This window comes from Bradyrhizobium sp. 138, assembly GCF_023074075.1.
Taxonomy (GTDB): Bacteria; Pseudomonadota; Alphaproteobacteria; order Rhizobiales; family Xanthobacteraceae; genus Bradyrhizobium.
This window is the reverse complement of sequence record NZ_JADPKT010000003.1, coordinates 459444-471261: the sequence shown is the minus strand read 5'-3', so window position 1 is coordinate 471261 and position 11818 is coordinate 459444. Positions and strand designations below refer to the sequence as shown.

General features: G+C 62.9%; 17 protein-coding genes and 1 tRNA gene. 10 read left to right on the top strand and 8 right to left on the bottom strand.

The annotated features are described in order from the left end of the window. Positions 1 to 2: 2 nt before the first annotated feature. Complete coding sequence (locus IVA79_RS03205) at positions 3 to 1067, bottom strand: acyl-CoA dehydrogenase family protein (RefSeq protein ID WP_247550322.1); 1065 nt, start codon at positions 1065 to 1067, stop codon at positions 3 to 5. Between the two features lie 246 nt (positions 1068 to 1313). Here IVA79_RS03205 and IVA79_RS03200 point away from each other — a divergent pair, with 246 nt between their 5' ends. After that, entirely contained in the window at positions 1314 to 2099 is a 786-nt protein-coding gene (locus tag IVA79_RS03200; protein ID WP_247550321.1) for an SDR family oxidoreductase, read from the top strand. 141 nt (positions 2100 to 2240) lie between these two features. Here IVA79_RS03200 and IVA79_RS03195 read toward each other — a convergent pair whose 3' ends face one another. Together IVA79_RS03195 and IVA79_RS03190 are read right to left on the bottom strand one after the other, a co-directional pair. Beyond that, positions 2241 to 2513, bottom strand: a complete 273-nt coding sequence (locus IVA79_RS03195) for a GlsB/YeaQ/YmgE family stress response membrane protein (RefSeq protein WP_014490354.1) — start codon at positions 2511 to 2513, stop codon at positions 2241 to 2243. Positions 2514 to 2555: 42 nt separating this feature from the next. Beyond that, positions 2556 to 3128 (bottom strand): YidB family protein, encoded by a 573-nt coding sequence (locus IVA79_RS03190; protein ID WP_247550320.1) that lies wholly within the window; start codon positions 3126 to 3128, stop codon positions 2556 to 2558. A 162-nt stretch (positions 3129 to 3290) separates the two neighbouring features. Between IVA79_RS03190 and IVA79_RS03185 the strand changes: the two genes are divergently transcribed. Continuing rightward, positions 3291 to 4310, top strand: coding sequence for a 2-dehydropantoate 2-reductase (locus IVA79_RS03185; protein ID WP_247550319.1), 1020 nt, complete (start codon positions 3291 to 3293; stop codon positions 4308 to 4310). Positions 4311 to 4327: 17 nt separating this feature from the next. Continuing rightward, positions 4328 to 4543 (top strand): hypothetical protein, encoded by a 216-nt coding sequence (locus IVA79_RS03180; protein WP_247550318.1) that lies wholly within the window; start codon positions 4328 to 4330, stop codon positions 4541 to 4543. Positions 4544 to 4672: 129 nt separating this feature from the next. Here the strand turns inward: IVA79_RS03180 and IVA79_RS03175 are convergent, their stop codons facing one another. Next, positions 4673 to 5293, bottom strand: coding sequence for a hypothetical protein (locus tag IVA79_RS03175; protein WP_247550317.1), 621 nt, complete (start codon positions 5291 to 5293; stop codon positions 4673 to 4675). Between the two features lie 53 nt (positions 5294 to 5346). On the opposite strand from IVA79_RS03175, the gene IVA79_RS03170 reads away from it, so the two are divergent. The 5 genes from IVA79_RS03170 (at position 5347) to IVA79_RS03150 (ending at position 8835) form a co-directional block, all read left to right on the top strand. Beyond that, on the top strand, positions 5347 to 5676 hold the full coding sequence (locus IVA79_RS03170; RefSeq protein ID WP_247550571.1) for a hypothetical protein: 330 nt from the start codon (positions 5347 to 5349) through the stop codon (positions 5674 to 5676). 46 nt (positions 5677 to 5722) lie between these two features. Next, complete coding sequence (locus IVA79_RS03165) at positions 5723 to 6361, top strand: RraA family protein (RefSeq protein ID WP_247550316.1); 639 nt, start codon at positions 5723 to 5725, stop codon at positions 6359 to 6361. A gap of 136 nt (positions 6362 to 6497) precedes the next feature. Continuing rightward, entirely contained in the window at positions 6498 to 7361 is an 864-nt protein-coding gene (locus tag IVA79_RS03160; protein ID WP_247550315.1) for a hypothetical protein, read from the top strand. A 19-nt stretch (positions 7362 to 7380) separates the two neighbouring features. After that, the gene (locus IVA79_RS03155) at positions 7381 to 7752 is read left to right on the top strand and encodes a cupin domain-containing protein (protein WP_247550314.1); all 372 of its coding nucleotides are present in this window, start codon (positions 7381 to 7383) and stop codon (positions 7750 to 7752) included. 126 nt (positions 7753 to 7878) lie between these two features. Then, on the top strand, positions 7879 to 8835 hold the full coding sequence (locus IVA79_RS03150; protein WP_247550313.1) for a tripartite tricarboxylate transporter substrate-binding protein: 957 nt from the start codon (positions 7879 to 7881) through the stop codon (positions 8833 to 8835). 56 nt (positions 8836 to 8891) lie between these two features. On the opposite strand, the gene IVA79_RS03145 is transcribed toward IVA79_RS03150, so the two are convergent. Next, on the bottom strand, positions 8892 to 9185 hold the full coding sequence (locus IVA79_RS03145) for a GYD domain-containing protein (protein ID WP_247550312.1): 294 nt from the start codon (positions 9183 to 9185) through the stop codon (positions 8892 to 8894). Between the two features lie 125 nt (positions 9186 to 9310). Continuing rightward, entirely contained in the window at positions 9311 to 9664 is a 354-nt protein-coding gene (locus IVA79_RS03140; RefSeq protein WP_247550311.1) for a VOC family protein, read from the bottom strand. A 136-nt stretch (positions 9665 to 9800) separates the two neighbouring features. On the opposite strand from IVA79_RS03140, the gene IVA79_RS03135 reads away from it, so the two are divergent. Further along, a tRNA-Arg gene (locus IVA79_RS03135) sits at positions 9801 to 9877 on the top strand. Positions 9878 to 10199: 322 nt separating this feature from the next. On the opposite strand, the gene IVA79_RS03130 is transcribed toward IVA79_RS03135, so the two are convergent. Together IVA79_RS03130 and IVA79_RS03125 are read right to left on the bottom strand one after the other, a co-directional pair. Beyond that, entirely contained in the window at positions 10200 to 11093 is an 894-nt protein-coding gene (locus IVA79_RS03130; protein ID WP_247550310.1) for an ImmA/IrrE family metallo-endopeptidase, read from the bottom strand. Next, positions 11090 to 11566 (bottom strand): helix-turn-helix transcriptional regulator, encoded by a 477-nt coding sequence (locus IVA79_RS03125; protein WP_247550309.1) that lies wholly within the window; start codon positions 11564 to 11566, stop codon positions 11090 to 11092. The genes IVA79_RS03130 and IVA79_RS03125 overlap by 4 nt, the downstream gene beginning before the upstream one ends. Between IVA79_RS03125 and IVA79_RS03120 the strand changes: the two genes are divergently transcribed. Further along, positions 11559 to 11801, top strand: coding sequence for a DUF2188 domain-containing protein (locus IVA79_RS03120; protein WP_247550308.1), 243 nt, complete (start codon positions 11559 to 11561; stop codon positions 11799 to 11801). The two genes, IVA79_RS03125 and IVA79_RS03120, sit on opposite strands and share 8 nt — an antisense overlap. Positions 11802 to 11818: the final 17 nt, after the last annotated feature.

The following is an 11818-nucleotide window of genomic DNA, read 5'->3' as shown; positions in this document are numbered from 1 at the left end:
GATCAGCGCGATGCCACGAGCGGCCACAACTCGTCGGCGCCTCTGGTGGCGACCAGCTTGCCGAGCTCGACGGCCCAATGGCTCTCCGATCCGAAATCGTCGCGCCAGGCCAGCGCCCGCAGCGAATAGCGGTGCAGGATGTGCTCGAGGGTGAAACCGATCGCGCCGTGCACCTGATGTGCGATGGCGCCGCCTTTTTCCGCGGCCTCCGCGCAGCGGATCTTTGCCGCGGCGGCTTCGAGATAGACCTCGTCGTCAAAGACCTTGGCATTCGCGATGGCGTCGGCGGCCGAGGTCGCAGCCGCAAGGGCGGCGGCGGATTCGCCGGCGAGGCGCGCCAGATTGTGCTGCACGGCCTGGAATTTCGAGATCTTCTTCTCGAAGGCGACGCGCTCGTTGGAATAGCGCACCGAGATGTCGAGCATCGATTCCAGCGCGCCCGCGATCTGCAGGCTGCGCGCAACGCCGCCCATCAGCATCAGCGTGGTCTGGTCAAAACCCTTCGGCGCAGCCTTGAGCGTGACGGGCTGGACCCTGTCGAGCGTCACGGTGTCGCTGTGGTCGTAGCCGACATTGAGCCCGCCCTCGATCCGCGCCTTGGTCGCATCGACCAGCGCGATCGAGACGCCGTCCTTGCCATGTGCGAGCACTGCAAAATGCTTGGCCGCCTTCGCAAAGGGCACGCCGCGGGCGCGGCCGGAGAGTGAGCCGTCGGCATCGAGGGTGATGCGATCCTTTGGTGAGGCCGGCAGCACCGTCATCTCGCCCTCGGGCGAAGCGATCTTCGCCTGGGCCAGCAACCAGCCCGCCAGCATGGTCTCGGCCAGCGGAACCGCGACGGCAAAACGGCCGGCGGCGTTCAGCAGCGCAAAGCCGTCGGCAAGGCTGGCGCCGGAGCCGCCGAGATCATCGGGCACCCAGGACAATGGCAGGCCGGCTTCGCTCAGCCCCTGCCACAGCGGCCCCTGCCAGGAATTCTTCTTGTCGTTGTTGATGGTTTGCGGATCGGCGAGATCGGCGAAGATCTTCTCCGCGGTCTCGACGACGATGTTGTCACTCTCCGCCACAGCGTTCCCCGTGTTTTGCCGTTGGCGCGTGCCGCCTGGTTGAGCGAGCCGCGCAGGTCTTCTTGCGCCCGATGATCCGAAAAAGCCATGGCCCTGACAAGCGTTGATCGCAGGTCAACCTGCGGCGCCGGCATGGACGCAAGTAACAACGGGCTAATTCCGCTTAGCGGAGTTTGCTCGATTTGCAGGGCGCGGCAAACTCGCTAAACAGGGCGCCAGCAATTTACAGAGGGAAGGAAATTCCGGATGGCAAAGGACGGCTTGTGCGCAATCGTGACGGGGTCAGCCTCAGGCCTGGGCGCCGCGACCGCGGAAATTCTCGCGCGCAGCGGGGCGCGGCTCGTCATCAACTATTCGTCGAGCAAGACCGAGGCCGAGGCCATGGCTGAGACCTGCCGCAAGGCCGGCGCGGCGGAGGTGCTGGTCGCGCAGGGCGACGTTTCGAAGGACGACGATTGCCGCAAGATCGTCGCGGCCGCCAGCGGGTGGGGGCGGCTCGATATCCTGGTCAACAATGCCGGCACCACCAAGCACGTAGCCCACGCCGATCTCGACGGCTTGTCGGCCGAAGATTTCCAACGGGTCTATGGTGTCAACACCATCGGCCCGTTCCAGATGGTGCGCGCGGCGCGCAGCCTGCTCGAGGCCGGCGCGAAGGTCTCGGGGCGGCCCTCCGCTGTGGTCAACGTGTCCTCGGTCGCCGGCATCAGCGGCGTCGGCTCGTCGATCGCCTACGCCGCCAGCAAGGGCGCGCTCAACACCATGACGTTGTCGCTGTCGCGCGCGCTGGCGCCGCTGATCCGCGTCAATACCGTATGCCCCGGCTATATCGACACGCCCTGGTTCACCAAGGGCCGCGGCGAGGCCGGCGCCAAGCAGGTGCGCGACAGCGTGGTGGCGAAGGTGCCGCTGAAGGTTGCTTCAAGCGCGGAGGACATCGCGCAGCTCGTCTGCTTCCTGGCAATGCCGGCCTCCAGCAACATGACCGGCGAGGTCGTGCGCATGGACGCGGGGATGCATTTGATTACGTGAGGCGGACGCGCTCTCTCCTCGTCATGGCCGGGCTTGATCCGGCCATCCACGTGTGGCTGCGCGGACCGAAAGACGTGGATGCCCGGGTCAAGCCCGGGCATGACGATGCGGAGGCAGCGAGCCTTCCTTATCGTTGCGCCGCTACCCCTTGATCACGCCGCTCGCCACCAGCCGGTGCCAGATGAACAGCACCACCACTGCGCCAATGGTGGCCATGATGAAGCCGGCGCCCTGGTCGGGACTGTAATGGCCAATCGCCTGGCCGACGAAGGTCGCCAGAAATGCGCCGGCGATGCCGAGGATGGTGGTGAGGATGAAGCCGCTCGGGTTATTCGGTCCCGGCGCCAGCCAGCGCGCGATGAGGCCGGCGACGAAGCCGACGACGATGATCCACAACAGGCCGCCCATGCTCATGAGTGTGCTTCCCTTCCCGAGAATGCGTCGATCAGAGTTTGATTAAAGTCTGCCCGAGATCTCGTTCTCGGTCGGCAGCCGTCCGTCCGGCGTCAAATGGTCGATGACCTGCGGCAGATACTGGCTGAGACCGTTGAGCAGCTCCTCGCGCGACAGGCCGCTCTGGGCTGACAGGCTCTCGATCTGATCGGCGCCGAGGGCGCTGGCGAGATCGCCCGGTGCGATCGGCTTGTTCTCACCCTTGCCGACCCAGGAGTTCGCGGCATCGCCATGGCCGCCCTGCTGGAGCTGGTTGAGGAGATCGCCGAGCCCGCCGCTGAGCACGGTGCCGGCCGCGCCGCCCGCAAGCAAGCCGCCGAGGCCGCCCTTGAGTAGGCCTCCGAGACCGCCAAGACCGCCGCTGTCCGCGTTCACCGGCGGAGGGGCGGGCGTCGGCGACGGTTGCGGTGCCGTGCCGGATTGGTTTGCGGTCATGTGCTTGAACGCCTTCCAGGCGAGCAGGCCGAGCAGCGCCATGGTCATCGGCGACATGCCGCCGGAGGATTTTTCGGAGCTTGGTGCACTGGGGCCACGCGGACCGTTCTGCATGCCGTTGAGGACGTCGAGTAGACCCATGGTGCTCTCCTTTGGCGTCTCGTTCGGCGAGCGCTCGCCGCTGACTGCCCCCGGGGCGAAAACATATGGGGCAGTCATGACCGTTACAAGTCGGATGCGACGCGATTGGTTGCCGGCCCCGCCTCTGCTATCGAAGGCGGGTCGTTCAGGGAGCAAGGTGAGGTGATGACGGATCGACCGATCGTGGTGGCCGGCGCGGGTGCCATCGGCTGCTTCGTCGGCGGCACGCTGGCGGCCGCGGGCCGCCGCGTCGCGCTGCTGGTGCGGCCGCGGGTGAAGACCGAGATCGAGCGGTTCGGCCTGCTTCTGACCGATTTCGACGGCTCCGAGAACAAGCTCGGCGCGGGCCAGCTCGCGCTGTCGGAGGATCCTGCGATCTTCCACAGCGCCGGCATCGTGTTGGTCACGGTGAAGAGCGCCGACACCGCCGACGTCGCGGACCAGATCGCGCAGCACGCGCCTGAGGATGCCGTCATCGTCTCGCTTCAGAACGGCATCGGCAATGTCGCGGTGCTGCGCGAGCGGCTTTGCAGCCCTCTTGGCGGCCGCCGCGTGCTCGCCGGCATGGTGCCGTTCAACGTGATTGCGATGGGCGAGGGACGCTTCCATCGCTCGACCTCCGGCGACATCCATATCGGCCAGGACGCCGAGAACACCGCGGCGGCGCTCTCGGTGCCCGGCCTTGCCATGCGCGCAAGCGGTGACATCACCGGCGTGCAATGGGGCAAGCTGATCATCAATCTGAACAACGCGCTCAGCGCGCTGTCCGACATGCCGCTCGCCGCGCAACTGGCCAACCGCGATTGGCGCAGGCTGTTCGCGGACCAGATGGCCGAGGGGCTCGCCGCGCTGAAGGCCGCCGGCATCGCGCCTATCTCGGCGACGCCGATCCCGATGAACCGGACGCCGGCCTTGCTGCGACTGCCCGACATGATCTTCAACGTGATCCTGGGACGAACCATGAAGATCGATCCCGAGGCGCGCTCCTCGATGTGGCAGGACCTGAAACACGGCCGCAAGACCGAGATCGACTATCTGCAAGGAGCGGTCATCGCGCTCGCCGAGCAAAACCATGTCGAGGTGCCGCTGATGCGCCGCATTGTTGCGCTGATCAAGGACGCCGAGGCGGCCGGCAACGGACCGCCGCGTCTGACGCCGCAGCAGATCCGCGGGTCGGCGTGAGTGCGAGGAGGAGCGCGATGAAACGTGGTTGGACGATGGGAATAGCGCTGGCGACACTCTGCGGCGCATCGACGCTGGCCTATGCGAGGCCGCCGACAGTCCAGAACTCTCCCGGCTATGATAGGCGATTGCAGGAGAGTCGGTCGCAGTTGGGGAGTTCGCCGACGGTAACGGCGCCGGCGGATGTGCCGGTGGCCAAACCGAAGCACGGTAAGAAGAAGCACACGAAGTGAGGTGCGACGCTCTCGTAGGGTGGGCAAAGCGAAGCGTGCCCACCATCTCTCTCAATCACAAATGAATGGTGGGCACGGCGCTTTGCGCCTTTGCCCACCCTACGGTCATCTCGCACTGAGGGCTGCAGCTCAGCTCTTCTTCGCCGGCTTGCTCGGTGTCGGGTTGAACAGCTTCTTCAGATCGTTCAAGCTTTCCGATAGCCGCGGCCATTCGCAGGAGAACGAGCCCTTGGTGCACGCTGCGCCCTTTCGCTGGCCGACGGTCTGCTGCACTTTCGGCCGCTCGATGGGGATAGGCACGCGCTCGACCTCGGTTCGCAATGCGATCTGCTGCAGTTGCCGCGCCTGTTGCTCTTGCTGCTCGCGCTGTTGACGCGCGGTGGCCTGGGCGGCTTCGTTGTTGCGGCGCTCCTTGGCGAGATAGGCGGTGTAGGCTTCGTCGATCTTCTTCTGCTCCTCCGGCGTCGGATTGGGTCCGGCGATGTCGAAGGTGCGATCCTGCAGGAAGTCGTAATAGGAATAGCCGCCGCCTGGCTTGCGGCGGCCGGCAAACTTGGCGTTGCAATCGGCAAGGGCGGATGTCTTCTCAGCCTTGGTCGGCGATTTCTCGGCGGCGTCAGCGCACTCCTCGAAGTCGACCGGCGCGCGCTTCCACCATTGCGCCTGGGCATGCGGCAGCGTCAGCAGAAAAAATCCTGCTGCGGCAACGACAAACAGCGCCGCACGACGCGATGCAACTACGACCGACATTCTACGAGAGCATTCCCTGCAAAACTCAACCCGCCCCGAGTCGAGACAGATTCTTGCCTCTTTATCGCCGGCTTGTCACCCATGGAACCTGGGAATTTCATGGCTGCGATGCTGACATTTTGTGCTTGACGTGGCGCAGGAGTCACAGCGTCGCGCTGGCCGGCTGCTACACTTCGCCCCGCGAGCGCCTTATTCGAGGCGACGCCAAGAAAAACGAACAAGAAAAAGCGAACAAGAACGAAATGGAGACGTGCAATGTTGCTGCCCCTGTCCGATGTGCCGCGCGGCGCGATGATTCCGGGAAGGTCCGCCGCACGCTGTTGCGCGACGAACGCGCAGCGTGGTTGAAGGAAGCGCGCGCCTTCCGGATTTGGCCGGCGTAGGCGCGGGCGCGCGCCGAATAGAAAAATTACAGAAGGATATTGCGACATGACGATCACGATCGCAGCGAACAGCGTGCCGAAGCCGCCGGCCGAGATCATCAAGGGCTTTCGGAATGCGCCGACCTCGGTCATTTCGGACAATCTCGCCCGTTTGCCCGGCGCGGTTGGATTGAAGCCCTATCATCGCGGCGGCAAGCTCGTGGGGACGGCCTTCACGGTGCGTACCCGCCCGGGCGACAATCTCGCCATCCACCGCGCGCTCGACCTGGTCGGTCCCGGCGACGTCATCGTGGTCGATGGCGGCGGCGACGAGACGCGGGCGCTGGTCGGCGAGATCATGAAGAACATCGCGCAATGGCGCAAAGCGGAAGGCTATGTCATCGACGGCGCGATCCGCGATGTCGCCGCCTTCGCGGCCGACGACTTCCCCTGCTATGCCCGCGCCGTGATCCATCGTGGCCCCTACAAGAACGGTCCCGGCGAGATCAACGTGCCTGTGACGATCGGCGGCAGCGTGATCGCGCCCGGCGACATCGTCGTCGGCGACGAGGATGGCGTGGTGTCGTTTCCTGCCGCGGGTGCCGCCGCGCTTCTCGAAGCGGTCCGCACCCAGGTCGCGCGCGAGGAGGAGACATTGAAGGCGATCCGCGAGGGTCGCTACCAGGGCTCATATGGAAAGGCGTGATCCGGCAGCGCTTAAGTCAAGGCAAGGCTGAACTGATCGCAAGTCGAAGTCGGCCCTTTGCTATCTTGGAGAATGATTTCACGACCTTTGTTTCGGCCAAAGTTCTCTCATGCCTTTGATGCTGAGGTTGCTTTAAATGTTGAGGAGCTACGCATTCGTCCTGCCTGGTGTTCTCTTTTTGTTGGTCTCTGGAAACAACGAGGCCTACGGCAATGATCCCCAGCCGCCGTTCGTCACGGTCTCGTCGACAGATTCAGTGCGGCGAATGACGGAAGAGGCATACGCAAAGGCAAAAGGTCTGTCTCCGAGTGAGGTGGAAAAGCGCTTTGCGGCGAGTGGAGCCCTGCGATGCCCTGGCGGAGCCAGCAGTGCCCAGGTCACCGGAGCGCGCGACGTGATCACGGCGGCCGCTCACGCGTTTCGGGACCTTTGCAAGCCACATACGTCACCCGAGAAGTGCATCTTCGAGTACTATTGGGGAGCGGAGAGGCGGATCATTCCTTTGTCGGCGAGCCTATGGATGGGCACCTGCGCCGATGCTGCCCCAAGAGCGGTTGTCAACGATTGGGCTGTCGCAAAACTCGCGTTTCCCGCGGAAGTGATGCCTTACGAGATCTACGAACGGACGGAAATTCTAGCCGAGCTGGAGCATGTTCTGGCGGTCGTCGGTTATGATATCGAAGCCACGGGAAAGAAGGACAAGTACGGACAGTTCAACAAGACGCTGCAGGAGTGTCAGGTGCGCGCGGTCATGGACTGGGCGATATTCCAAACGAACTGCGAGTTTGAGGTTGGGGCGTCCGGTAGCGCTCTGTTTCGCATGCGCGATAATCGAATGACCCTGTTTGGCGTTCTTAGCGGCGACCATCACGATAAAGACTATTGTCCGAAAGGCGGCTGCGACTTCAAGGCTGGGCATTGGTCCAGCGTGTACGTGACCTTGAAGGCCGAGTTCAAAGATCGGCTTCTGACTGTCGTGAGCCAGTCTGCTGCAAAATAGACGTTGAAGGGAGGATGGCGTGAGCCAGAAAGACGAATTTCACAACATCGACGATCCCGGCGACGGGTTGTTCCGTGAGCTGGCGGCCGGAGTGACCACGCGCATCTTCTCCGGCGAGCAGGCGATGCTGTCGGTGGTGACGCTGGCGCCGCACGCGCAAGGCACGCTGCATCATCATCCCGAGGAGCAATGGGGCGTCCTGCTCGATGGCTCCGCCATCCGCGTCCAGGGCGACGAAGAGATCCCGGTGAAGAAGGGCGATTTCTGGCGCACCCCGGGCAACGTGCCGCACACCATGCGCGCCGGCCCCGATGGTGCGCGGGTGCTGGACATCTTCAGCCCGCCTCGACCAGAATACAAGAAAGCGGGGTCGGGCTTCGGCACGAGCTAAAGCGCTTTGCGCTTTAGATGTATCATTTTTGCATGATCCTTTCGGAAAGCCGCTGCACACTTTTCCGGATCATGCTCCAGCGCCAAAGAGCAAAAGCCGGCGCTGAAGACAAAAAGGGAGGGGACCATGACCATCACACGACGCACGCTGTTGGCCGCACCGGCCATTTTCGCAATGACGCCGGCGATGGCGCAGGCCGGCAAGATCACGCTGGTGGTGCCGTTTCCGCCGGGTGGATCGACCGATGCGATGGCGCGGCTGCTGCAGAGCAATCTGCAAACCAAGCTCGGCCGCATCGTCGTGGTCGAGAACAAATCGGGCGCCGCTGGCGCGCTCGGTGCGGCACAGGTTGCCAAGAGCCCGGCGGACGGCTCGAACTTCCTGGTCACCTTCGATTCCCACGCGGTGATTCCGTCCATCCTCGACAAGCCGCCGGTGGACGTCGAGCGCGAGCTGATGCCGGTGCTGCTGATCGGCACCGCGCCTTACGTGATCGCGGCGGGTGCCGACCGTCCCTATAAGAGCTTTGCCGACGTGGTGGCGGCCTGCAAGGCGAGCCCTGGTGCGGTGAAATATGCATCCGTCGGCATCGGCACGCTCGGCCATCTCGCCATGACCGTGCTCGGCAGCAAGGCCGGCGTCGAGATCATGCACGTGCCCTATCGCGGCGGCGGCCCAGCGATGAATGATGTGCTCGGCGGCCATGTCGATCTCATCGCGGGATCGGCGGCGCTGGTCGCCGCCCAGCTCGGCACCAACATGCTGCGTCCGATCCTGCAGCTCGGCCGCGAGCGGCTGCCGGCCCTGCCTGATACGCAGACCGCGATCGAGGCGGGCTTTCCCGATTTCGAGACGTTGGCCTGGTGGGGCATCTTCGCGCCCGCGGGCACGCCGCCTGACGTCGTCGCAGCCTTCGCGGCGGCGTCCAGGGAGATCCTGAGCGAGCCCGCGACCGCCGCCCAGCTCAAGGATACCCAGCACATGACGCTGCTGCTCCAGGACGGCGCCGCCTTCAAGACCTTCTTCGACAGGCAGGTCGCCTATTGGGGCAAGGTGGTGAAGGACAACAATATCAGGGCGTGAGAATCCTCTCCCCGGGACACCATCCCAGGTCCAGTGCACGCGCGCGGGCTTGAGCGTCAGAGCATCTTGCCGACGATGTTTTTCATATCTGCTGCCGAGAACGCGCGCAGCGTTTCGGTGCGGACATTGCCGAGTGCGCCGAGACTAAGGCCGAGCGACATCGCGGCAGCCTCATCCGGAGCCTCGATAACGGTCACAATGTCATATCGTCCCTGCGTCCAGACGATCTCTTTCACGGTCACGCCGAACGTTTTGGCCATCTCCTTGAAGGCCTCGGCCCGCTTCGGCGAGTCCTTGACGTTGCGGACTCCCTGATCAGTGAAATTTCCCAGCACGACATAGGTCACCATGGTCGTCCTCCCTGGTCAGAACCAAGATGCAATTCTCGCTTGAGGAAACCGCGCCTAGCTTGCCACAGCGGCGGAGACAGCGCTACTTGCACTTTGGGGAACGTCAGCGACTGCGACTTATCGGGTCAGGACAATGGCCGCGCGAAACTGAGCTCATGGCCGTCCGGGTCGCTGAGATGGAAGTAACGCTCGCCCCATTCCGCATCGCGCGGCGTGGTCGACGGATGCCATCCTGCGGCGCGCGCCTGCTCATAGGTCGCGTCGACGTCGGCAACGTAGAAGATGACGCGCCCCCACCAGGACCAGTGCTTGTCGTCCGGCTGCGCCGTCAGGTTGAGATAGCCACTGCCGGCGCGAAAGCTGGTGAATGCCGCGGCCTCGCCGCCATACAGCAGCTCGAACCCGAGCGAGCGGTAGAAGTGCACGGCGCGCGCCATGTCATGGGTGCCGAGCGTGATGGCGCTGATGCTGTCGATCATGTGGGCTGCTCCGCAGGGGCGATCCAGAAGCGATTGTACAACCTCGTTGTTCGGGTTGACGATGGCCCGCCTTGCGGCTGGCGAACCGTATCCTGCTCTGCTATGAGGGGACCGAACCCGCGACGCCGGGTTCCGCGGTCCCGTAGCTCAGCCGGATAGAGCGACGGTTTCCTAAACCGTAGGTCGCATGTTCGAGTCATGCCGGGATCGCCACTAAATACAGTCACTTGGTTTAAAATTCAGGCCGCGCGCCTACCCTATTTTTCCTATTGGGTAACGCCTGGGGTAACGTGTTCTAGCCTCCGCTTTTTCATGCCTATATTGCCAACTGCGCCACGGCTCTCACATCGGCGGTCCAGGTTACGCAAATTTTGCATGCGTTCAGCTAGTGTGGGGGGCACGTTTTCGAATCCTGACACTGGAAAGTTGTTCGCAGTGCTGCCTTCCTTTTCGGGAGGCCGGTCGGATTAAACATTCCTGTCCGGCCTTGTGAGGAAGAGCTGACATAAAGAGAAGAAGATAACTCTGTGCTTGGCTACTTTCGGAATCGTGGCTTCCAGCTTTCAACGAGTGCGTCTTCGTCGTCTTCCAATTCTTCGGCTTCAGCGCGCAGACTCAGGTTCTTGCAGGTGAGGATGGTGAGTGTCCGTCCGTACCGGCCGAGGCCGACGACTTCCTCACTCACACGATAGACACGCTCGCCACCCAGCCAATCGTTCAGCTGGCCGTCGCCAGCATCACGTTCGCCGGTGCGAATGTTCTCAGGCTTTGCATTGAAGCTGGCAGTGACCGTACCGGCGGGGACAGGCGTACCCTTCCGCAGCCAGCTAAGACCTTTTGCCTGCTTGAGGCCGTCCGACATGAAACACCAATCAATGGCGTCGCCAGCACTGCAAATAACTGCGACGCCGTCAGACGTAAGCGAGCTGTAGCGAATGGCCGTGGCCGTAAGGGATGTTTCGCACTCTTTGCGAAGTGTTTCTACGCAGCCGAGCCCAGCATCGTGATCGGCGATGGCTTTCTTGAATGGAAGCTCGGGCATGAGAAGGGCTGCTGCAAAGTGATCGGCTTCTTGCTCATATGGATCACCTGACACGAATCCGGCGCGGGATTGATGGATGCCAGTCGTAAGCAACGCTTCGGGATGGCCTTCGATGAAGTAATGCCCAAGCTCGTGGCTGATGCTGAATCTTTGGAAACCACGGCTGGGAATGTCCGTAGCATACATGATGCCGAATTTGTCTCCGGCCTTGATCAGCATGCCCGAGACGCCCGATGCAGTATCGGGCTTCGCTTTCACGACGATGCCCTTGCTGGCTGCAATTGCTTCGGGGTCTACCCACAGCCCCTCGATCTTCATCTGCCGCAGCACCGAACCCGCCGCTGCTTCGGCAACACTGCGGCGGGCCGGGCCAGGTTTGCGGGTCATTCGCCTTCTTTCACGCCCCGCTTCACGAGGAGATCGACGAACTCGGTCGCCAGCTTCAAATCCTGCTCTGTCAGTTTTCCAAGATCGCGGTGAAGACGTCCGACCGTTTCCGCAGATGCATCGGGCGTATCAGAACGCCCAAGCAGATAGTCGGTGGTGACATCGAGAGCTGAGGCCAGCGCCTTCAGGTTATCGAACGAAGGTTTCCGGGGGCCTGACTCGAAGTGAGACACCGAAGCAGGCGGCAACCCGGATTTAGCGGCAAGTTCAGCCTGATTCAGACCGCGAAGGTTCCTCGCGGCTTTGAGGCGTTCTTTAAAGATATCAATGGGTTGTTCGGAGGTCATGGTGTTTTCGTTATGTGGAACTTGACGATTTCGCCATTTCGCGTCATCATCATGGCGATCGTGGCAATCATGCCATGGCGGAATCGCAAGGCGCAAGCCCTGAAAAGCGGAGTTGATGATGTCCAAGAACGACAGGTTTGTTGTCCGGCACGGCGATGATTGGGCCGTGAAGAAGGGCGGAGTCGGCGCACCCGAAAGTGTGCACCACAAGCAGAGCCGTGCCGAGCAGCAGGCCAAGTCCACGGTTCGTGGCCTCGGTGGCGGTGAAGTGCGCATTCAGGGCCGCGACGGAAAGTGGCGAGACTCGGACACCGTTGCTCCGGGCCGCGACCCGTTCCCGCCGCGTGACAAGAAACACTAAAGAACAGGAGAACTACA

What these genes read in the sequence shown, in the direction of transcription:
- IVA79_RS03195 (WP_014490354.1), bottom strand. Translation starts at nt 2,513, where the DNA reads ATGAGCATGGGCGGCCTGTTGTGGATCATCGTCGTCGGCTTCGTCGCC.
- IVA79_RS03160 (WP_247550315.1), top strand. Translation starts at nt 6,498, where the DNA reads ATGTTGAGGAGCTACGCATTCGTCCTGCCTGGTGTTCTCTTTTTGTTG.
- IVA79_RS03190 (WP_247550320.1), bottom strand. Translation starts at nt 3,128, where the DNA reads ATGGGTCTACTCGACGTCCTCAACGGCATGCAGAACGGTCCGCGTGGC.
- IVA79_RS03130 (WP_247550310.1), bottom strand. Translation starts at nt 11,093, where the DNA reads ATGACCCGCAAACCTGGCCCGGCCCGCCGCAGTGTTGCCGAAGCAGCG.
- IVA79_RS03140 (WP_247550311.1), bottom strand. Translation starts at nt 9,664, where the DNA reads ATGATCGACAGCATCAGCGCCATCACGCTCGGCACCCATGACATGGCG.
- IVA79_RS03180 (WP_247550318.1), top strand. Translation starts at nt 4,328, where the DNA reads ATGAAACGTGGTTGGACGATGGGAATAGCGCTGGCGACACTCTGCGGC.
- IVA79_RS03150 (WP_247550313.1), top strand. Translation starts at nt 7,879, where the DNA reads ATGACCATCACACGACGCACGCTGTTGGCCGCACCGGCCATTTTCGCA.
- IVA79_RS03120 (WP_247550308.1), top strand. Translation starts at nt 11,559, where the DNA reads ATGTCCAAGAACGACAGGTTTGTTGTCCGGCACGGCGATGATTGGGCC.
- IVA79_RS03200 (WP_247550321.1), top strand. Translation starts at nt 1,314, where the DNA reads ATGGCAAAGGACGGCTTGTGCGCAATCGTGACGGGGTCAGCCTCAGGC.
- IVA79_RS03145 (WP_247550312.1), bottom strand. Translation starts at nt 9,185, where the DNA reads ATGGTGACCTATGTCGTGCTGGGAAATTTCACTGATCAGGGAGTCCGC.
- IVA79_RS03165 (WP_247550316.1), top strand. Translation starts at nt 5,723, where the DNA reads ATGACGATCACGATCGCAGCGAACAGCGTGCCGAAGCCGCCGGCCGAG.
- IVA79_RS03175 (WP_247550317.1), bottom strand. Translation starts at nt 5,293, where the DNA reads ATGTCGGTCGTAGTTGCATCGCGTCGTGCGGCGCTGTTTGTCGTTGCC.